The organism is Mycetocola sp. Y444, from assembly GCF_059445295.1.
In genome coordinates this window covers 564,282-583,251 of record NZ_JCAIUB010000003.1, presented here as the reverse complement: position 1 = coordinate 583,251, position 18,970 = coordinate 564,282, and the positions used below count along the sequence as shown (strand labels likewise).

At 64.4% G+C, this 18,970-nt stretch carries 20 protein-coding genes; 3 read left to right on the top strand and 17 right to left on the bottom strand.

What is annotated here, in order from left to right:
• Positions 1 to 30: 30 nt before the first annotated feature.
• The 5 genes from AC1C2M_RS14285 to rpmB all read right to left on the bottom strand — a co-directional run bounded on the left by AC1C2M_RS14285 (position 31) and on the right by rpmB (position 4,153).
• Complete coding sequence (locus tag AC1C2M_RS14285; RefSeq protein WP_495437223.1) at positions 31 to 2,496, bottom strand: glycoside hydrolase family 65 protein; 2,466 nt, start codon at positions 2,494 to 2,496, stop codon at positions 31 to 33.
• The gene (locus AC1C2M_RS14280) at positions 2,493 to 3,215 is read right to left on the bottom strand and encodes an HAD family hydrolase (protein ID WP_495437221.1); all 723 of its coding nucleotides are present in this window, start codon (positions 3,213 to 3,215) and stop codon (positions 2,493 to 2,495) included. The genes AC1C2M_RS14285 and AC1C2M_RS14280 overlap by 4 nt, the downstream gene beginning before the upstream one ends.
• A 225-nt stretch (positions 3,216 to 3,440) precedes the next feature.
• Entirely contained in the window at positions 3,441 to 3,746 is a 306-nt protein-coding gene (rpsN, locus tag AC1C2M_RS14275) for a 30S ribosomal protein S14 (RefSeq protein ID WP_108392272.1), read from the bottom strand.
• Between the two features lie 3 nt (positions 3,747 to 3,749).
• Positions 3,750 to 3,917, bottom strand: coding sequence for a 50S ribosomal protein L33 (rpmG, locus tag AC1C2M_RS14270; protein ID WP_108392274.1), 168 nt, complete (start codon positions 3,915 to 3,917; stop codon positions 3,750 to 3,752).
• Complete coding sequence (rpmB, locus tag AC1C2M_RS14265) at positions 3,917 to 4,153, bottom strand: 50S ribosomal protein L28 (protein WP_108392276.1); 237 nt, start codon at positions 4,151 to 4,153, stop codon at positions 3,917 to 3,919. Before rpmB ends, rpmG begins: the two co-directional genes overlap by 1 nt.
• 327 nt (positions 4,154 to 4,480) lie before the next feature.
• Between rpmB and AC1C2M_RS14260 the strand changes: the two genes are divergently transcribed.
• On the top strand, positions 4,481 to 5,017 hold the full coding sequence (locus AC1C2M_RS14260; protein ID WP_495437219.1) for a hypothetical protein: 537 nt from the start codon (positions 4,481 to 4,483) through the stop codon (positions 5,015 to 5,017).
• Between the two features lie 67 nt (positions 5,018 to 5,084).
• Here AC1C2M_RS14260 and AC1C2M_RS14255 read toward each other — a convergent pair whose 3' ends face one another.
• The 8 genes from AC1C2M_RS14255 to AC1C2M_RS14220 all read right to left on the bottom strand — a co-directional run bounded on the left by AC1C2M_RS14255 (position 5,085) and on the right by AC1C2M_RS14220 (position 12,659).
• Positions 5,085 to 5,489, bottom strand: coding sequence for a Fur family transcriptional regulator (locus AC1C2M_RS14255; protein WP_483406182.1), 405 nt, complete (start codon positions 5,487 to 5,489; stop codon positions 5,085 to 5,087).
• A 44-nt stretch (positions 5,490 to 5,533) separates the two neighbouring features.
• Complete coding sequence (locus AC1C2M_RS14250; RefSeq protein WP_483406710.1) at positions 5,534 to 6,391, bottom strand: metal ABC transporter permease; 858 nt, start codon at positions 6,389 to 6,391, stop codon at positions 5,534 to 5,536.
• Positions 6,391 to 7,239, bottom strand: a complete 849-nt coding sequence (locus AC1C2M_RS14245) for a metal ABC transporter ATP-binding protein (RefSeq protein ID WP_483406183.1) — start codon at positions 7,237 to 7,239, stop codon at positions 6,391 to 6,393. Before AC1C2M_RS14245 ends, AC1C2M_RS14250 begins: the two co-directional genes overlap by 1 nt.
• Positions 7,236 to 8,201: a metal ABC transporter solute-binding protein, Zn/Mn family gene (locus AC1C2M_RS14240; protein WP_495437218.1), complete on the bottom strand. Its 966-nt coding sequence runs from the start codon at positions 8,199 to 8,201 to the stop codon at positions 7,236 to 7,238. Before AC1C2M_RS14240 ends, AC1C2M_RS14245 begins: the two co-directional genes overlap by 4 nt.
• Before the next feature lie 137 nt (positions 8,202 to 8,338).
• Positions 8,339 to 9,232 (bottom strand): glycine betaine ABC transporter substrate-binding protein, encoded by an 894-nt coding sequence (locus AC1C2M_RS14235; RefSeq protein ID WP_495437216.1) that lies wholly within the window; start codon positions 9,230 to 9,232, stop codon positions 8,339 to 8,341.
• Between the two features lie 116 nt (positions 9,233 to 9,348).
• Positions 9,349 to 10,242 carry a glycine betaine ABC transporter substrate-binding protein gene (locus AC1C2M_RS14230; protein ID WP_495437214.1) on the bottom strand — a complete coding sequence of 298 codons (894 nt, stop codon included), beginning with the start codon at positions 10,240 to 10,242 and terminating at the stop codon, positions 9,349 to 9,351.
• A 72-nt stretch (positions 10,243 to 10,314) separates the two neighbouring features.
• Complete coding sequence (locus AC1C2M_RS14225) at positions 10,315 to 11,277, bottom strand: ABC transporter permease (RefSeq protein WP_495437212.1); 963 nt, start codon at positions 11,275 to 11,277, stop codon at positions 10,315 to 10,317.
• On the bottom strand, positions 11,277 to 12,659 hold the full coding sequence (locus tag AC1C2M_RS14220) for a quaternary amine ABC transporter ATP-binding protein (protein ID WP_495433518.1): 1,383 nt from the start codon (positions 12,657 to 12,659) through the stop codon (positions 11,277 to 11,279). The genes AC1C2M_RS14225 and AC1C2M_RS14220 overlap by 1 nt, the downstream gene beginning before the upstream one ends.
• A gap of 427 nt (positions 12,660 to 13,086) precedes the next feature.
• On the opposite strand from AC1C2M_RS14220, the gene AC1C2M_RS14215 reads away from it, so the two are divergent.
• Complete coding sequence (locus AC1C2M_RS14215; RefSeq protein ID WP_495437210.1) at positions 13,087 to 13,713, top strand: hypothetical protein; 627 nt, start codon at positions 13,087 to 13,089, stop codon at positions 13,711 to 13,713.
• A 70-nt stretch (positions 13,714 to 13,783) separates the two neighbouring features.
• Here AC1C2M_RS14215 and AC1C2M_RS14210 read toward each other — a convergent pair whose 3' ends face one another.
• From AC1C2M_RS14210 to AC1C2M_RS14195, 4 genes are read right to left on the bottom strand one after another with little or no spacing between them, the layout of a single operon-like run.
• Positions 13,784 to 15,100: a dihydrolipoamide acetyltransferase family protein gene (locus AC1C2M_RS14210; RefSeq protein WP_483406189.1), complete on the bottom strand. Its 1,317-nt coding sequence runs from the start codon at positions 15,098 to 15,100 to the stop codon at positions 13,784 to 13,786.
• A gap of 25 nt (positions 15,101 to 15,125) precedes the next feature.
• A complete protein-coding gene (locus AC1C2M_RS14205) occupies positions 15,126 to 16,124 on the bottom strand; it encodes an alpha-ketoacid dehydrogenase subunit beta (RefSeq protein WP_483406190.1) in 999 nt (332 codons plus the stop codon).
• Positions 16,121 to 17,260, bottom strand: coding sequence for a thiamine pyrophosphate-dependent dehydrogenase E1 component subunit alpha (locus tag AC1C2M_RS14200; protein ID WP_495433516.1), 1,140 nt, complete (start codon positions 17,258 to 17,260; stop codon positions 16,121 to 16,123). The genes AC1C2M_RS14205 and AC1C2M_RS14200 overlap by 4 nt, the downstream gene beginning before the upstream one ends.
• Positions 17,261 to 17,264: 4 nt before the next feature.
• A complete protein-coding gene (locus tag AC1C2M_RS14195) occupies positions 17,265 to 18,395 on the bottom strand; it encodes a histidinol-phosphate transaminase (protein WP_495437208.1) in 1,131 nt (376 codons plus the stop codon).
• 163 nt (positions 18,396 to 18,558) lie between these two features.
• On the opposite strand from AC1C2M_RS14195, the gene AC1C2M_RS14190 reads away from it, so the two are divergent.
• Positions 18,559 to 18,960, top strand: a complete 402-nt coding sequence (locus AC1C2M_RS14190; RefSeq protein ID WP_495437206.1) for a phage holin family protein — start codon at positions 18,559 to 18,561, stop codon at positions 18,958 to 18,960.
• Positions 18,961 to 18,970 lie beyond the last annotated feature (10 nt).

Genomic DNA, 18,970 nt, shown 5'->3' with positions numbered 1-18,970 from the left:
TGCTCCCTCGCGCAGCCGATCCCGGCGGTGCTACGGGTCAGTCGGTGCCGGGCCTGGCGCTGCTGACGGCAACATAATGCTGCCGTCCTCCCGGCGGTTCCGGCGCTTCTGCACCGGAGCGTCCTTGCGGATCGGACCCTGTCCATCGAGCGCGATTTCTGCGTCCCGTCCCGGTGCCACCTCGAACGATTCACCCCGGACGGTGAAGGGAACGGTGCCGTCCCCATCGACGACCGAGACGCGCATGGCATCCGCAGTGAGGTGGACAAGCAGCCGCGTCCCGCGCCAGGTCAGCCGGTAGCGAAGCTCCGACCACGTCGCCGGCAGGCGCGGGTCGAAGCTCAGCTCGCCGCCATAGTCCCGCATTCCCCCGAAGCCGTAGATGAGCGAGCTCCACACTCCCCCTGCGGCAGCGACGTGCACGCCGTCCTGGCTGTTTCCGTGCCGGTTCTCGAGATCGACGAACGCTGTATCGATGAAGTAGTCAAGGGCGAGGTCCTGGTAACCGACCTCAGCCGCCATGATCGACTGCGCCACCTTCGACAGGCTCGAATCGCTCGTCGTGAGCGGGTCATAGTAATCGAAGTCCGCGAGCTTCTCGTCGAAGGTGAACTGGTCGCCCTGCAGGTACAGCGCGAGAACGACGTCTGCCTGCTTGAGCACCTGGAACCGGTAGATCACGAGCGGGTGATAGTGCAGCATGAGCGGCTTGCGGTCCTCGGGGGTGGTCTCGAGGTCCCACACCTCCCGCTCGAGGAAGTGCGAGTCCTGCGGATGGATCTTGAGGCTCTCCGCGTAGGGGATCGTCATCGCTTCAGCGACCCGTTCCCACTCCTCGAGCTCCGAATCCTCGATAGCCAGGCGTTTCACCGCACGCGCGTACGCGTCAGGTCGCTCCTGCTCGAGCGTTCTCAGCGCTTCGATGGCGTAACGGAGATTGAACCTCGCCATCACGTTGGTGAACAGGTTGTTGTTGACGACCGTGGTGTATTCGTCCGGACCGGTGACGCCGTGGATCTCGAAGCGTTCTTCTCCATTGCGGCGCCAGAACCCGAGGGTGGCCCACATCCGTGCGGTTTCAACAGCGATGTCGATAGCCCCGTGGCTCAGGAAATCGATGTCACCCGTCGCGTGAATGAACTTTGCGAGCGCATAGGTCACGTCGGCATTGATGTGGTACTGCGCTGTGCCCGCTGCGTAGTACGCGGATGCCTCTTCACCGTTGATCGTCCGCCAGGGGAAGAGAGCGCCGGCTTCGTTGAGCTCCCTCGCGCGCTCGCGTGCTTTGGGCAGCATCTGCTCCCGGATCCGAAGTGCGTTCCGCGCCCAGAGCGGGCTCGTGTACGTGAGGAACGGCAGCACATAGATTTCGGTGTCCCAGAAGTAGTGGCCGTTGTACCCGTTTCCTGTGACGCCCTTTGCCGGCACGCCCAGGCCGTCGGCCCGAGCTGACGCCTGTGCGAGCTGGAATAGGTTCCAGCGCACGGCCTGCTGCAGTTCATCGCGCCCGGGGATCTCGACATCCGAGCGCGACCAGTATTCCGTCAGCCATTCCTTCTGCTTTGCGTACTGCGCCGTCACGCCAGCCGAAGCGATCCGGTCGAGAGTGCGCCTGCACCTGTCGATGAGTTCGCGCGTCGGCGTGGTCCGGGAGCTGTGGTAGCTCACGACCTTCGTGATTTTGACGGGATCTCCGCGCTTGGCGTCAACGGAGAAGACGTTCTTCGCGATATCGCCGTCGATGTATCGTTCGACCGTGTAATCGTTTGACGTCTCGATCAGGTGGTCCGCGGCCACGGCGAGCGTCATGCCGGAATGCGCCGTTTCGTAGCTCAATACGCTTCGGTTACCGTCCTGCCAGCGCTCCTGCGGTTCGAATACCCGTTCGGACACCCGGCCTCCCGCGCGGGGATCGCTCTGTTGCGCGTTGCCGCCAACACCGCTGGGGCCGTCGTACTCGTCTTCACCGTCCTGCCGGTTGAGGATCTGGCAGGAAATGGTCAGGGGAGCATCGGCGTCGAGCACGGTCACCTCAAGGGTCATGACGGCCAGGTGACGCTCGGGGAACGAGACCATACGGCTCGCAGACACCTGCACTCGCTTACCCGATGGGGTCAGCCAGACGAGGTCGCGCCGCAGCACGCCGTCGCGGAAGTCCAGTGCACGCTCATAGCTGAGCAGATCGGCGTCACCGAGCGACAGCGGTTCGTCGTCAACGTAGAGCCGCATCACCTTGCTGTCGGGCGCGTTCACCATGATCTGCCCGACCTGGGCGAACCCATACGCGTCCTCAGCGTGGCGGATCCTCCAGGTCTCGTGCAGCCCGTTGACGAAAGTGCCGTGCTCGTAGGCCCTTCGCCCCTCGGCAGCGTTGCCACGCATGCCGAGGTAGCCGTTGCCTACCGCGAAGAGAGACTCGGTCTCACCGAGGGTCTTGCGGTCGTACTCGGTCTCGATGAGACGCCACGGGTCAACAGGAAAACGATCGCGGTTCATGTGTTGTTGCGCTCCTCGGTGGGGACTGATCCGTGCGCGTACACGGCAAGATCGTCGATGACGACGTCGGCCCCGGCCGCGAGCAACGCGTCGCTGCCCGCTCCCCGGTCGACACCGACCACGAGGCCGAAGTTGCCGGCGCGCGCCGAGGCCACCCCGGAGATCGCATCCTCGAACACGGCGATTTCGGACGGACTGAGCTGCAACTTTTCGGCGGCGTACAGGAACATGTCCGGTGCCGGCTTACTCCCGAGCCCCTCCTCAGCCGCGACAACGCCGTCAACGATCACGGCGAATCGGTCCAGCAGGCCGGCGCTGGTGAGTACCCACCTGGCGTTCTTCGAACTCGAGACGACGCCCATTGGCAACCGCCTGGCGTAAAGCTCATCGACGAGGGCGAGCGAGCCGGGATAGGGGCTGATGCCACGCTCCTCAAGGACCCGTGAGAAGTAGCCGTTCTTGCGGTTCCCGATGCCACACACCGTATCAGCGGCCGGCGGGTCGTCTGGCGCTCCGAGCGGCACCTGGATACCGCGGGATGCCAGCAGGCTCGCGACGGCCTCATACCGCTGTTTGCCATCCAGGTATTCGAAGTAGTCGTCGTCGGTATACGGCTGGGAAACGCCCTTTTCGGCGAAGACTTCCGTGAACATGGATTGCCATGCGTACCGGTGCAGGTCAGCGGTCGGCGTCAGTACCCCATCGAGATCGAAGAGCACAGCGCTGACCTGGTCAAGACTCCGGAGAGCCGGGTGTGGTGCGTTCTCGTGCGCGTTCAGTGGGTACTCCTGAGTATCGGGTAAGAGTGTGAAACTGACTCTACGACAGAGCAGACCGGCCACAAGAACCTGGCCGTCAGACTTGCGCGCGGGTGGCCGGGGGCGTTAAAGACAAAAACGGGTGCCGGCCAGAAGGCCGACACCCGTTTCAGGGTTCGAGAGTGCTTACCAGCTCGACTTGGTGATGCCGGGCAGTTCGCCCTTGTGCGCCATGTCGCGGAAGCGGACACGCGAGATGCCGAACTTCGAGAGGTGGCCGCGGGGGCGTCCGTCAACAGCGTCACGGTTGCGCAGGCGCACCGGTGAAGCGTTGCGGGGAAGCTTCTGCAGGCCGACACGAGCGGCTTCACGCGATTCGTCTGTGCCGTTCGGGTCCACGAGGGCCTTCTTCAGCTCGAGGCGCTTTGCTGCGTAACGCTCAACGATAACTTTGCGCTGGTTGTTCTTCGCAATCATGCTCTTCTTAGCCATGGCTTAGCGCTCCTCTCGGAATTCAACGTGCTTGCGCACTACGGGGTCGTACTTCTTCAGTACGAGACGGTCGGGGTTGTTGCGACGGTTCTTCTTGGTCACGTAGGTGTAACCGGTTCCTGCCGTCGAACGAAGCTTGATGATCGGACGAACGTCCTGGGTCTTTGCCATTAGATCTTCTCCCCACGGGCCAGCAGGTCCTTGACGACCGACTCGATTCCACGAGCATCGATAACCTTGATGCCCTTGGCGCTCAGCGTGAGCGTGACGTTACGGCGAAGCGACGGTACGAAGTACGTCTTCTTCTGCACGTTCGGGTCGAAGCGACGCTTGGTGCGTCGGTGCGAGTGCGAAATGTTGTGTCCGAAGCCGGGAATGGCTCCGGTCACCTGGCAGGTTGCTGCCATGGTTCTCTCCTTCAGTACCGCAGGACTCTCGTCCTGCCCAAGATCTCTTGTCGGCACACGCAAACCACCCGAATTTGAAAGCGGAGGGAGTGTCTGTGCGATCCGAACGGGAGGTGCCCGCTCAGCCAAAGATCAATCGTACAGGAGAAATGGCATCCCGGCGAATGGAGGTGGAGCAAGCGACAGGCACAGCCCCGCCAAACCGAGGAAGCTGGCAGGCCGCTCTTAGCCTCCTGATAGCACCGCCGCACACAATCGAGTTACAGGCAACAGCCGATGAAACCACAGGTCCACAGAGAATCGAACAGGAGCACAGACACCTCAAACATGCGTAAAGACACACCAAACACGAACACGCCGAACACGAACGAGACCACCCCGAACGTGAACACGGGCGCACCAACGGTGGACCCGGCCGCCCCTCGCGCTTACCCGCAGTCAGCGTTCACGTATCCCCCGGCAGACCCCACGGAGCAGCACACGGATTCCAGCCGACCCAGCGGCAAGCGCATCGCGCTGCTCAGCGTCGCGGGCGTCGCCCTCGCCGCCGTGCTCTTCGGCGGCGGCTTCTGGGCAGGAACCGCTGTCGACGACGGCCCGGGGATGTTCCACAGCACGTCGGACGACGGCCCCCGCTGGGGCGACAGAGGAGGCCAGGGCGGCCCAGGGGACGATGGCCGTGACGGCGGACCCGGCGGCAGCGGCCACGTACGCCCGCACGACCTGGATCGTGACGAGATCGACCCCGACCGTGCAGCTCCGGACGAGACGACCCCGGAGGACGGCGAGTCGGCCCCGGAGACGGACGAAGGATCCGACCCGGCTGACACCGAACCGGCGAACCCCTCGCTCTACGTTCGCTGACGCGCGCATCGCGTGAGCCCACACAGCGCCCGCACCCGACCCCGGTCGGGTGCGGGCCTCTACGTTGTCAGGCCGTGGTTATCGCCCGCGAGCACTCGGCACAGTAGCCAAAGATGTCCACAATGTGCTGCGCCTCGGTGAATCCGTGTTCGGATGCCGTGCGCTTCGCCCACTGCTCGACCTCCGTTGCCTCGATCTCGACGGTCAGCCCGCACGAGCGGCAGATGAGGTGGTGGTGGTGGCCGGTTGAGGCACAGGCGCGGTAAAGACTCTCGCCATCAGGTGACTGCAGCGAATCCGCCTCACCGACCGTGGCGAGATCCGCCAGGGCGCGATAAACCGTTGCCAGTCCGATCGGTGACCCCGCGTCGCGCAGGCCCTGGTGGAGACCCTGCGCACTGACGAATCCGTCGCGGGAATCGAGCGCTTCGCGAACCGCTTCACGCTGCCAGGTATTTCTCTTGACGGCCACGGGTCACCTCCGCAATTCGACTGTTGGAATGATCTTTGTCATGGCTAGCGTAGCCCCGGCCGCGTCTTCGTGCCGAGGCCGATGAGCCTCGCGACGAGGTAGATCGTGAACGAGATCGTCGTGATGTATGGGCTGATCGGGAGCGACCCTCCGAGCGCGAGGAGAATGCCGCCAACGGCCGAAACAAACCCGAAGACCATTGCGAGCACGGGCACCCAGAGCGGCGATGCCGACAACCGGAGTGCCGCTGCGGCAGGCGTCACGAGGAGCGCAAGCACGAGCAGGGCGCCGATGATCTGAACCGAGACCGCGACGATGAGGCCGAGCAGCACCATGAACGCGAGCGAGACAAAGCGGGTGGGAACACCACGCGCGGCAGCGACGTCTGCATCGAGGCTGTCGAAGCTCAGCGGGCGCCACATCCACAGCAGTCCGGCGAGCACGACGATGCTGATCCCGGTCAGCCAGACCAGCTGAGGGTCGTCGACCGAGATGATCTGACCGGTGAGCAGCCCGAACTTATTGCCACTCCTGCCCGGATACAGGGCGAGGAACAGGATGCCGAGACCGAGACCGAACGGCATGAGCACACCGATGATCGAGTTGCGATCCCGCGCTCGCGATCCGAGCAGCCCGATCATGATCGCAGCGATGAGCGCACCCGCGATCGAGCCCGCGACGACATTGACACCGAACAGCAGCGCAGCCGCTGCACCGGCAAAGGAGAGTTCGCTGATGCCGTGAACGGCGAACGCCATGTCGCGCTGCATCACGAAGACGCCGATGAGCCCGCCGACGATCCCGAGGATGGCGCCGGCGATGAGCGAGTTCTGCACGAGCGCGAGCAGTTCACCGTAGTTCTCGAAGTTGAAAAGACGGGACCAGAGCTCGTCGAGCGTGATCACAGGACACCCTCCGCGTGGGAGTGGTGGTGATGGTGGGTCTCGCTGTCGGGGATTCCAACGACGACAACACGCTCGCCCGTGCGAAGCACGTCGACCGGCGTGCCGTAGAGCTCAGAGAGCACGTCGCTCCGAAGCACCTCATCGGGCGTTCCCTCACGGAACTGTCCGCCGGCGAGGTACAGGATCCGGTCGACCATGCCGAGCACCGGGTTGACGTCGTGGGTGACGAAGACAACGGGCGTCCCGTGCTCACGGCGTCGCCGGTCGATGAGCTCGGAGACTCCCCTCTGGTGCTGCAGGTCAAGACTGAGCAGCGGTTCGTCGCAGAGCAGCAGTTTCGGGTCACCGGCGAGCGCCTGGCCGACGCGCAGCCGCTGCTGCTCGCCACCAGACAGGTTGCCGACAGGCTCGTCGGCGTACGCGGTCGCGCCGACGGCCTCGAGCAGTTCGTCGACCTGGCGCTTTTCCGATGCGCGCGAAACGGGAAGTCCGAAGCGGTGTCCGTTCACACCGAGCGCAACGAGGTCGCGGGCTCGCATCGGCGTCCCACCCGGAATCAGTTTCTGCTGGGGAATGTAGCCGATCCTCCTGTCGCCACGTCGAACAGGATGCCCGTCGAAGTCGGCGGTTCCCGAGTCGAGCTTCTGCTGGCCGAGGATCGTCTTCAACAGGCTCGTCTTGCCCGACCCGTTTGGCCCGAGCACCGCGAGAAACTCGCCGGCGCACACGTCGAGGGTGAGCTTGTTCCACAGCACGCGGTCTCCGAAGCTGAGTGCAGCGTCGGTGAGGCTCAGGACCGGTGCGGTGGGATGGCGGTGACCGCCTGGATCGGAGGGCGCACTCACGAGGCGAGCACGTCCGTGATGGCGTCGAGGTTGTTGGTCATCCAGCTCACATAATCCTCACCGTCAGGAAGCGTCTCAGCGAAGGAGACGACGGGGACGGAATTCTTGTCGGCAGCGTCCCGGACCTGTTCGGTTTCCGGGCTGCTCGTCTGCTCATTGTAGGCGAGCATCGCGACCTTGCCCGAGCTGAGGAGGTCGAGCGTCTCGCGGAGACTTGCCGGTGGCACATCGGTGCCTTCCTCGATCGCTTCGCTGAAGTCATCAGGCGTGAGGTTGTGAAGACCGGATGCCTCGAGCAGGTAGAGCGGGACCGGTTCGGTGAGCGCGACCGCAGTTCCGTCATTCGCTGCCTTGAGCTCAGCAGTGCGCCCGGTGAGCTCGGCGATGTCTTCGGAGAAGGCCGAGTAATTGGCTGAGTAGCTTTCGGCGTTCTCCTCGTCGAGGTGCGAGAAGGTGTGGGCAAGCGCGCTTGCCAGTGCGTCAGCGGCCGCGAGGTCGTACCAGACGTGCTCGTTTACCCCCTCGATGTGTTCGTGGTCGTGCTCCTCGCCCTCCGCGTGGTCGTGGTCGGCGTGGTCGTCGGTCTCGACGGGCGCCCGGCCCGACAGGTCGACGACGTTGACGAGTTCGACGTCGTCGCTCGCCCCGGCGTGGACGAGCGTGTCGATGAAGGGGTCGTAGCCGCCGCCGTTCTCGATCACGATGTCCGCTTTCGAAATGGCGAGCTGGTCCCGAGCACTGGCCTCGTAGCTGTGCGGGTCCTGCGCTGCGGAATCGATGATGCTGGTGACGTCGACGTGATCTCCCCCGATCGTCGACGCGATGCTGCCGTAGACGTTGGTGGAGGCGACGACACGCAACCTCGAGGGTTCGGTGGCGGCAGAATCTGCCTGGCCGGAGCATCCGGTCAGGAGAAGTGCTGCCACCGGGATCAGAACGAGAGAAGCGCGGAGTGTGATCACGAGAAACGATACTAGCCGTAATGATAACGGTTATCAATTCGTTTTGTGGGGCAGGCCCGCAGACAAACCACGAGAGCCCGGCTCGCCAGTGGCGGGCCGGGCTCTCGTTTCACCGAGTTGCTTCGGAGTCGGGGCTTCTAGGAGGTGAGTCCGTCGACGTACTCCTGGTTGTCTTCGATCCACTTCTCGACGATCGGTGCGTAGTCGTCACCGTCGTAGTCGACAAAGAGGGCCTTTTCCAGGGAGTACAGGGTGTCGAGGTCCATCTCGAAGTCCGAGAACCAGCCGGCGACAGTGGGGTGGCTTTCGCTGAAGTCGGTGGAGGCGTAGGAGTGGATCGACTCAACTGCGCCGAGTGCGCCCTCGGGGTCCTCGAGGTTCTTGAGCGGGAACTCACCGTATGCCCAGTGCGGCTCCCAGAGAGTAACGGCGATGTTCTCGCCCGCCTTGGTCGCACTGGTGAGCTCGGTCAGCATGGCCGACGTGGACGACGTGACGTACTCCATGTCTTCGAGGCCGTACGTCGGGATGACCCGTTCCTCGGTTGCCATGGTCAGTCCTGCGCCCGGCTCGATGCCGATGATCTTGTTGTCGAACAGGTCTGCGTTCTCGGCGAGTTCCGCGAGCGAGTCGATCGGGGCATCCGCGTTGACAGCTATGGCGTTCTTGCCCTCGTTGTTCCACGCGCCGAGCTCGGCGATGTCGTCGCCGTACTCCTCGAGGTAGCTCTTGTGGGTGAACGGCAGCCAGACATCGAGGGTGACGTCGTAGTCGCCGGCCGCAACGCCGGCGAAAACCGGTGCGGGGTCTGCGTAGTCGAGGGCAACGTCGTAGCCCTTGTCGTTGAGGATGCTCTCCCAGAGAACGCTCGTTGCAACCGCTTCGTCCCAGCCGTTGAAGACCGCGATCGAGACATCCTTCTCGTCTCCGTTGTCGTGCGCTGCGGAAGTCTCGGCCGCCGTGCAGCCGGTGAGGGCGATGAGGCCGGCGCTGAGCGCTGCCACTGTTGTGATTCGTGAACCGGTGTTCATGGGATTACCTTTCGGCCGCCGGTATTCGGCGACATGGTTGTGGTGCCTGAACCGCGAGAAATGACAAACGCCGGGGTGAGATCCAGCCCACCCCGGCGCTTGCCGGCTGTGTCGAACTAGGCGGTGAGCCCGTCGACGTACTCCTGGTTGTCTTCGATCCACTTCTCGACGATCGGTGCGTAGTCGTCACCGTCGTAGTCGATGAACATGGCCTTCACGAGTGACATGAGGGTTTCACTGTCCATCTCGAAGTTCTCGAGGTATCCGGCAGCCTTCGGCGAGTTCTCGGCGAACTCGGTGCTTCCGTAGCTGTAGAGGCTCTCGGTGGCGCCGAACGCGCCATCGGGGTCCTCGAGGTTCTTCAGCGGGAACTGCGCGTACGCGCGGTGCGGCTCCCACAGGGTGACGACGACGTTCTCGCCCTTGTCCGTCGCACTCTTGAGTTCGGACAGCATGGCGGCCGTCGATGAGGTCAGGAACTCCATGTCGTCGAGTCCGTAGGTCGGGATGACCGCATCCTCCATCGCCGCGGTGAGGCCGGCGCCGGGCTCGATGCCGACGATCGTGTTGTTGAAGAGGTCGGCGTTCTCGGCCAGTTCGTCGATCGAATCGATCGGCGCGTCCTCGTTGACCGCGAGTGTCAGCTTGGACTCGTCGTTCCAGGCGCCGAGCTCGACGATGTCGTCACCGTAGTTGTCGAGGTATGCCTCGTGCGTGACGGGCAACCACACGTCGGTCGTGAAGTCGTAGTCACCCGAGGAGAGGCCCTCGAAAACCGGCGCGGGATCGGCGAACTCGAGGTCGACGGAGTATCCCTCGTCTTCAAGGATTGTCTTCCAGAGCCAACTGGTCGCCACTCCTTCATCCCAGCCGTTGAACACAGCGAGGGTGAGGTCGGTCTTCTCGCCACCATCGGCCGAGTCTGACGAGCCCGTGCTTGCGCATCCGGCCAGTCCAACCAGACCGACCGTTGCGAGTGCTGCAATGGCGATTCTGCTGTATTTCTTCATTTTTACCTCTCAGTGCTGTCGATCAGATCCTGCTGGCCGGGCCCACCGCGTGAACCCGGCAGATGTGTGTGGTTAGGCGCTTGCGCCCTGCGGGGTGCGGCTGTCGGTGGGTGCACCCGCACCGGCGGCCTGCGCGATGAGCTGCTCGTCCTTCGGTGAAACGGGAGTCACCTCAGATCCGGAAGAAGCGGCATCCGCCTTCTTCGCACGCTTTTTCCTGGTGCCAAGTGACGCGGTGAGGCGGTCGAGAACAATGGCGAGGATGACGACAGACAAACCAGCTTCAAAGCCGAGGCCGATGTCGATGCGGTTGAGGCTTGCGACGACGTCGCCACCGAGTCCGCCAGCGCCGACCATTCCGGCGATGACGACCATGGAGAGCGACAGCATGATGACCTGGTTGATACCGGCCATGATGCTCGGCATCGCGAGCGGCAGCTGGATCTGGCGCAGGATTCGGAAGGGTGACGAACCGAAGGCGTGACCGGCCTCGACAACTTCCTTGTCAACGCCACGGATGCCGAGCTCGGTGAGACGGACGCCGGGGGCGAGCGCGAAGATGATCGTCGCGACGATTCCCGGAACGACACCGACGCGGAACAGGATGAGCGCGGGGATGAGGTACACGAACGCAGGCATGGTCTGCAGGAAGTCGAGGATCGGCTTGAGGATCCGCGACCAGGTGTCGGAGCGCGCACCGAGAATGCCGAGCGGCACGCTGATAAGCACCGCGAGGAAGCTGGCGACGAGCACGAGGGACAGTGAGTCCATCGCGTTCTCCCACTGGTCGACCGAGAAGATCAGCGCGAAGCCGATAACGACACCGACGGCGAGCTTCCAGCCCGTCGCGAAGAAGCCAAGAACAGCGACCGCGAGGATGATGACCCAGAACGGCGGGGTCTGGAGAATCAGGTTGACGAGGTCGTAGAGACCGAGGAAGACGGCGCGAAGCACGTCGAACAACGGCTGGAGCGTGTCGGTGAGGATGTCGACAAAGTCTTCGACCCACTGGCCGAGCGGAATACGGAAATCCATCAGCGAAGGCTCCCTTCAGAAGCGGTGCGGACATCGTCGGCAGGCATTGCCCTGGCCTGGTCGACTTCGTCGGTGAGCCCCGCGGTTTCGCGGAGCGTCTGGGTGATGACGTCGACGGCGACGGTTGCCGGAGTCTCGATGACCTGGTTTTCACCGGTGGCCGTCGGCAGGTTGGCAAGCGCGGCGAGCAGCGTCACGCGGGGAATGGCGCCGAGCAGGCGGCCCTTCTCATCGACGACGGCGACGGGCAGCTGGCTTTCGGCTGCTGGCTCGAACAGGTCGACCAGGTACTGGTCGGGTCCGACCGTTGCCGGGTCGTTGCGGACGATCGGCATCAGGTCGCGGTTGCCCGCCTTGACGAGGCCGAGCACCTCGCGGTCGTGAACGACGCCGAGCAGCCTGCGGCCGTTTCCGACGACGAAAGCGGCGGATGTCTGCATGTCACGCATGGTGCGCAGCGCGGCACGCGGTCCGGCTGAGCCGGAGACGACGGCGCGCGCCGGCTCCATCACGCTCGCGGCGGTGAGCACGCGGGCACGGTCGACGTCCTGGACGAACTGGGCGACGTAGTCGTTGGCCGGATCGGTGAGGATCTCATCGGGAGTTCCGACCTGCACGATGCGACCGTCGCGCATGACGGCGATGCGGTCACCGAGGAACATGGCCTCGTTGAGGTCGTGGGTGATGAAGATGATCGTCTTGCCGAGCTCCTGCTGGAGTTCGACGAGCTGTTCCTGCATCTCACGCCGGATGAGCGGGTCGAGTGCCGAGAATGCCTCGTCCATGAGCAGGACGTCGGTGTCTGCGGCGAGCGCGCGGGCAAGGCCAACGCGCTGCTGCATTCCACCGGAGAGCTCGCCCGGAAGCTTGTCTTCCCAGCCGGAGAGACCGACGCGGGAGACGACCTTCTGCGCGCGCTCACGCCGCTCGGCCAGAGGCACACCCTGGACTTCGAGAGCGTAAGCGGCGTTATCGAGCACCGTGCGGTGCGGCAGGAGGGCGAAGTGCTGGAAGACCATGGAGATCTTCGACCGGCGCACCTCGCGGAGCTGCTTCGCGGGCACACCGCTCACGGCTGAGCCGTATACGGCTACGGAGCCGGATGTCGGCTCGAGCAGCCCATTGAGCATGCGGATCAGCGTGGACTTGCCCGAACCGCTGAGGCCCATGACAACGAAGATCTCGCCCTTTTGAACGTCGAAACTTGCGTCGATGACCGCGGCGGTTCCGAGCGAGGACAGCTCATCCCGTTTCGCTCCGCCTTGCAATCGCTTGACGACGTCGCGCGGCTTTTTGCCAAAGACTTTGTAGACATTGTTTACCTCAACGGCAACAGTGTTGGTCACGTTTTCTCCGTGCGCGCGCAGGTGCCACAGCCACATTTCATGACTTTCCCGGGAGGGGACGGATGCCTGCACGGCATTCTCGTAAGTTACGACCGGGTCAGGGACGAGTGCACCTGCCCCACCCATCAAGCGGCGACGACCAGTGCGTCTGAAGCGATTCGGGAGCTGTGCTGACGCGGCCATGGGACCGCCGCCAACGTCACAAGACCATACGTCCGAATGCGCGACATTCCTGTGTCACATTCGCCCGCGGACTAGCGTTACGGCCATCATGGCCAGGGACGAGCCTAACAGAAACCGGAGGGAGCTTATTCTGGGCTGTGCCTTTGCCGTGAAACTGCCCAGAGTCTGAGTGCCAGCGCGCACGACCACGCGCTGGGACACTGCCCTGGATATCTTCGCAGTGTGCTCACGGCATCCGTTCGTAAACTGGGCCAACTCGACAACATGCAAGGAGCACACCATGGGTTTTCTTGACAGGATTTTTGGCTCACGCCAGCAGGACGCACAGCAGCAGTATCGCCCGCAACAGCAGGGCTACGGCCAGCAGGGCTACGGGCAGGGCCAGCGCACCGACGATGAAATCGCCGTGGAGCGTTACCGCTACCTGCTGCGCACGGCTCCCCCCGAGGCAATTGAGCAGGCTCACGAAGAGGCGTTCGCAAAGCTGACGCCCGAGCAGAGGCAGCTCCTGTTCACGCAGCTCAGCGCTGACGCTGCACCGGGTGATGCGCCACGCGGCGACGACCCCCGGTCGCTCGCGCAATCGGCGACGCGTTCCGAGTTGCGCCAGCCCGGCACGATGGAGCGCACCATGAACGGCCCTGGCTTCGGCAGCATGGTCGGCGCGTCACTCCTCGGCACCGTCGCCGGGTATGTCATCGCTTCGGCTGTCGTCGGAGCGTTCATGCCTGACCCGTCAACCGAGGCCGGCGCAGAGGGGTCCGGCACCGATGAGTCAGGTTCAGATGGCGGATCGGATGCCGGTTCAGACGCGGGCGCGGATGCCGGCGGCGGAGACGGCGGCGGTTGGGGCGACTTCGGCGGCGGCGGAGACTTCGGTGGCGGAGACTTCGGCGGCGGCTTTTAGGCCCGCTGCCGAACCGGCAGCCACCGCTCCACGGGTCGCGCGCTGAGCGCCACCCGAGGAGCGTGCACTTCTACTCGAGCAGCAGCGCCGGTTCCTCGATGATCGATGCGACATCGGCGAGGAATCGCGACGCGACATCACCATCGACGACCCTGTGGTCGAACGACGCACCGAGGGTCGTGACGAAGCGAGGTCGCACCTCACCGTCGACAACCCACGGCTTCTGCTTGATCGTGCCGAGCGCAACGATCCCGACCTCGCCCGGGTTGAGGATCGGTGTTCCGGTGTCCATCCCGAACACACCGATGTTCGTGATAGTGATGGTGCCGTTCTGCTGGTCGGCGGGCGGCGTCTTCCCCTCACGCGCGGTGAGGGTGAGCTGCTCAAGCGACTGCGCCAGCTCGAGCAGAGTCATCGACTGCGCTTCCTTGACGTTCGGAACAATGAGCCCGCGCGGGGTGGCGGCGGCGACACCGAGGTTGACGTAATGCCGGACGATGATCTCCTCATCGGTCCAGGTTGCGTTCACCGTCGGGTTCCGGCGCACGGCCCAGATCATCGCCTTTGCCATGATCAGCAGTGGCGAAACCTTGACCCCGGCAAAGTCGGTCGAATTCTTGAGCCGTTTGATGAACTCCATGGTGCGGGTCGCATCGACGTCGACGAACAGCGACACGTGCGGGGCCTTGAACGCAGCCTCGACCATCGCTTTCGCGATCTGCTTACGCACACCCTTGACCGGAATCCGTTCCTCGCGGGTGTCGCCCCACTCGGGTGTTTCGATGTTGCGGAACACACTCGCCTGGCCGGCCTCGCGCACCACGTCGTCCCGGGTGACCTCTCCCCCGACACCGGTGCCGGTGACCTGGGCGAGGTCGACGCCGAGGTCCTTCGCGAGCTTGCGGATCGGCGGTTTCGCGATCACCGGGCCCTTCGCGGGTGGGACGGATGCCGGTCGAGCGGCGGGCGGGACGGGCCGCGTCCGCGCGCGGCGGCGAGAAGACACATGACCGGCATCGCCGTAGCCCACGAGAACCGCGCCGGGCTTCTCGTCGTCAACGGTGCCCCTGGTGTCGGCAACCGCTTCTGCGAACTCCGTTGAGACGGCGGGCGGGGCGACTTCTGCAGCCGCCTGGCCACCGGCATCCGCTGCACTGATCGTGATGATCGGGGTGCCGACATCGACGGTTGTGCCCTCGGTGACGAGGATGGATGCGACGGTGCCCGCGAAGGGCGATGGCAGCTCGACGAGGGACTTGGCGGTCTCGATCTCGACGATCACCTGGTTGAGCTCGACGGCGTCGCCTGGCGCGACCTTCCACGAGACCACTTCGGCCTCGGTGAGCCCTTCACCGGCATCCGGCATCAAAAACTGGAACTCACTCATGGTTCTCCATTCGGTCGACGGGCGACTAGTAGGCGAGCGCGCGATCGACGGCCTCGAGGATGCGGTCGGCGTCGGGCAGGTACAGCGCCTCGAGCTTGGCCGGCGGGAAGGGGACATCGAAGCCGGAAACCCGCAGTACCGGGGCTTCGAGCGAATAGAAGGCGCGCTCGGCAACGGTCGCTGCAATCTCAGAACCGACGGAGACGTTGCCCGGTGCTTCCTGGGCGACGACGAGGCGGCCGGTCTTGCGCACGCTCTCGAGGATCGGGCCATAGTCGATCGGCGAGATCGACCTGAGGTCGATCACTTCGAGGCTGATGCCCTCCGCAGCCGCCAGCTCTGCGGCCTGGATCAGCATGCTGACCATCGCGCCGTGTGCAACGACCGTGACGTCGGTTCCTGTCCGCACGATCCGGCTCGCGTGCAGCGGTGCTGCTGATCCGGAGAGGTCGACCTCGCCCTTGGGCCAGTACCGGCTCTTGGGCTCGAAGAACATGACGGGGTCGTTCGACGCGATCGCTTCCTGGATCATCCAGTACGCGTCGTTCGGTGTCGATGGGCTGACCGAGCGAAGGCCAGCGGTGTGGGCGAAATACGCCTCGGGGCTTTCCTGGTGGTGCTCGATCGCACCGATATGTCCGCCGTACGGCACCCGGATGACAACGGGCATCTCGAGGGCGCCCTCGTTGCGGTTGGTCAGTTTGGCGAGCTGCGACGTGATCTGGTTGAAGCCGGGGTAGATGAAGCCGTCGAACTGGATCTCGCACACCGGGCGGTAGCCGCGCATGGCGAGGCCGATCGCTGTCCCGATGATGCCCGACTCCGCGAGTGGGGTGTCGAGCACCCGGCTCTCTCCGAACTCGGCCTGCAATCCCTCGGTGATGCGGAAGACGCCACCGAGCTTGCCGATGTCCTCGCCCATCAGGAGGACCTTGTCGTTCTCGACCATCGCCTGCCGGAGTCCGGCGTTGATGGCCTTCGCCATGGGCATGGTCGCGACCTGCGCGTCGATGCTCAGCGTCATGCTGCACCTCCGGCCATGGTGCGCTCGTAGGCTGACAGCCACTCCCGCTCCTCGGTGACGAGCGGGTGGTCTTCGCTGTAGACGTTGTCGAACATGCTGGTCAGGTCCGGGTCCTTAATGGCGTGTGTGCGCGCACGGATGTCTGCGGTGTAATCGCGTGCCTGCTCGGCGACACCGGCGAAGAACTCGTCCGAGGCGCCCTGACCGCGGAGGAACGCCTCGAACCGCACGATCGGATCCTTGAGAATCCACGAGTCGGTCATTTCCTGGGTGCGGTACTTCGTCGGGTCGTCACTCGTGGTGTGTGCGCCGACGCGATAGGTGAGCGCTTCGATGAGCTGCGGGCCACCGCCTGACCTGGCATCCGACAGGTGTTTGGCCGAGACCGCGTAGCTCGCGAGCACGTCGTTGCCGTCCACCTGCACGGCGGGAAGGCCAAAGCCTTTGGCCCGTTCGAAGAGCGGTGTCCGCGACTGGGTGGTCACAGGAACGCTGATCGCCCAGTGGTTGTTCTGCAGGAAGAACACCTGCGGGGTCTGGTAGCTGGCCGCGAAGATCATGGCCTCGTTGACGTCGCCCTGGCTGGTCGCTCCGTCGCCGAAGTAGACCATCACTGCCTCGTCGGTTTCGGGATTTCCCGTTGCCGTCGCGCCGTCGAACTTCACACCCATCGCATAGCCCGTCGCGTGCAGCGCCTGCGCTCCGATGACGAGTGTGTACGGGCGGAAATTGCCGTTGGCCGGGTCGGAGATGTCCCAGCCCGAGTGGGTGGTTCCGCGCATGACCTCGATGATTCCGAGGAGGTCGACCCCGCGAATCAAGCCGACGGCGTGCTCCCGATACGACGGGAAGATGTGGTCCTGGGCGCGCGCGGCGCGACCGGATCCAACCTGGGCACCCTCCTGGCCGTGGCACGGCGGCCACAGGGCGAGCTGGCCCTGACGCTGCAGGTTCGCCGCCTCGGTGTCGAACGCCCGAGCGATGACCATGTCCCGGTAGAACTGTTCGTGGTCCTGATCGGTCAGCGCGTCGAGATACGGCAGATACGGCTCGGCCGACGCGGTCGGTGAATAGCTTCCGTCAGTGGCCAGAACCTGGACCGGGGGCGTGAGAGACGTCGTTTCGGTTTCCGCCATTGTCCTAACCTAACTGCCGGGCCGGATGCCCAGCTGGTAGAGATCCCACAACGTCCGCGCTCGCCTGTAGGAGCTTCTCCATAGCTTCTTCCTCGCCAATCGTGATTCTGATGCCCGATCCGGGGAAGGCCCGCGCCACGATCCCGTGGCTGAGGAACACCTCATTGACGTGGAGCGTCTCGTCACCCGTTGCGAGCCAGATGAAGTTGCCCTGGGCATCCGGCACTCTCCAGCCCTGGTCGAGAAGCGCCGAACGGATGCTGTCGCGCAGCACGCTGAGACGGTCCACCCGTTCGAGCAACTGGTCTTCGAGCCCGAGCGAGGCGATGGCCGCTGACTGGGCGGGCTGGGTGACCGAAAGCGGGATGGCAGACGCGCGCGCTGCGTCGAGAATGCCTACGGGCCCGAGAGCCCAGCCGACGCGGAGGCCGGCGAGCCCGTATGCCTTGGAGAAGGTGCGCAGGACGACGAGGTTCGGGTAGCGGCCGGTCAGGGTGAGTCCATTGACGGCATCCGGGTTCGTGACGAACTCGGCGTACGCCTCATCGAGGAGGACGAGGACGTCGGCGGGAACCCGCTCCATGAATGCCTCGAACCCAGCGGCGGTGACAATCGTGGAGGTGGGGTTGTTCGGCGTGCACACGATGACGACGCGGGTTCGCTCGTCGATCGCCGCGGCAATGGCGTCGAGGTCGTGAGTCCCGTCGTCCCGGTTGGGGACCTGCACGCTCTCGGCGCCCGCGACGGTGACGAGCCCCGGGTAAGCCTCGAAGGAACGCCACGCGTAGACGACCGTGTCGCCTGGGCCGGCGGCAGCGGTGATGAACTGGCTGAGCAAAGCAACGGAACCCGATCCGATGTGGATCTCCTCGGGGCTGACGCCGTGTTTTTCAGCGAGCACCTCCCGCAGCGCGGCAGCGCTCGCGTCCGGGTATCGATTGAACGCGCCCGCAGCGACGACAGCCTCGACGACCCCGGGCAGTGGGGGGAAAGGGTTCTCGTTGCTGGACAACTTGAACGCGTCATCCGTCGCCGCTTTGCCCTGCCGGTATGGGGGCGTTGCGAGTATCTCCGGCCGAAGCTTCACCGCGGGCCGGGAAAGCGGGTGATCTGCGTTTGCCGGGGTGAAAGTCACACGTCGAGTCTAGACAGAGGCCATTCCGCTGATCGCATACGTACGGGCGCGGATACGTATGTTCCGCTCGGCGTTGGCCACCCCGGCCGGGGGTTCGAGACGGGTGTCGCCGCACGGGCTCACAGGGGAATGCACGGATTCCGACGCGGTGCCATAGTAGAGCATGGCCAAATTCCTCCTGAACATCGTCATCAACGCTGTGGCGATCTGGTTGACCACGCTCGTTGTCGCCGGCGTGCAGGTCACCCCGTACGCACCGAACAACGGTGTGGCAACGGCGCTGACCTACCTGTTCGTCGCCCTCATTTTCGCGATCGTGAACAGCATCATCGGCACGGTGATCAAAATCGTGGCCTTCCCGCTCTATATTCTGACGCTCGGCCTGATCTCGTTCATCATCAACGGCCTGCTCCTTCTCATGGCCGGCTGGGTCAGCGGATGGTTCGGCTTCGGTCTCACGGTCGACGGTTTCTGGTGGGCGGTTCTCGGTGCTCTCGTGATCAGCGTCATCAACTGGATCTTCCAGATCATCCTGCGGCCGCAGCGCCGATCCTCGGGCCGCTGACTCCGAGCGG

Excerpts from the sequence above, each read along its gene's own strand:
- AC1C2M_RS14190 (WP_495437206.1), top strand. The coding sequence starts at position 18,559 with ATGGCCAAATTCCTCCTGAACATCGTCATCAACGCTGTGGCGATCTGG.
- AC1C2M_RS14215 (WP_495437210.1), top strand. The coding sequence starts at position 13,087 with ATGGGTTTTCTTGACAGGATTTTTGGCTCACGCCAGCAGGACGCACAG.
- rpmB (WP_108392276.1), bottom strand. The coding sequence starts at position 4,153 with ATGGCAGCAACCTGCCAGGTGACCGGAGCCATTCCCGGCTTCGGACAC.
- AC1C2M_RS14210 (WP_483406189.1), bottom strand. The coding sequence starts at position 15,100 with ATGAGTGAGTTCCAGTTTTTGATGCCGGATGCCGGTGAAGGGCTCACC.
- AC1C2M_RS14285 (WP_495437223.1), bottom strand. The coding sequence starts at position 2,496 with ATGAACCGCGATCGTTTTCCTGTTGACCCGTGGCGTCTCATCGAGACC.
- AC1C2M_RS14200 (WP_495433516.1), bottom strand. The coding sequence starts at position 17,260 with ATGGCGGAAACCGAAACGACGTCTCTCACGCCCCCGGTCCAGGTTCTG.
- rpsN (WP_108392272.1), bottom strand. The coding sequence starts at position 3,746 with ATGGCTAAGAAGAGCATGATTGCGAAGAACAACCAGCGCAAAGTTATC.
- AC1C2M_RS14205 (WP_483406190.1), bottom strand. The coding sequence starts at position 16,124 with ATGACGCTGAGCATCGACGCGCAGGTCGCGACCATGCCCATGGCGAAG.
- AC1C2M_RS14230 (WP_495437214.1), bottom strand. The coding sequence starts at position 10,242 with ATGAAGAAATACAGCAGAATCGCCATTGCAGCACTCGCAACGGTCGGT.
- rpmG (WP_108392274.1), bottom strand. The coding sequence starts at position 3,917 with ATGGCAAAGACCCAGGACGTTCGTCCGATCATCAAGCTTCGTTCGACG.
- AC1C2M_RS14225 (WP_495437212.1), bottom strand. The coding sequence starts at position 11,277 with ATGGATTTCCGTATTCCGCTCGGCCAGTGGGTCGAAGACTTTGTCGAC.
- AC1C2M_RS14235 (WP_495437216.1), bottom strand. The coding sequence starts at position 9,232 with ATGAACACCGGTTCACGAATCACAACAGTGGCAGCGCTCAGCGCCGGC.
- AC1C2M_RS14220 (WP_495433518.1), bottom strand. The coding sequence starts at position 12,659 with ATGTGGCTGTGGCACCTGCGCGCGCACGGAGAAAACGTGACCAACACT.
- AC1C2M_RS14260 (WP_495437219.1), top strand. The coding sequence starts at position 4,481 with ATGCGTAAAGACACACCAAACACGAACACGCCGAACACGAACGAGACC.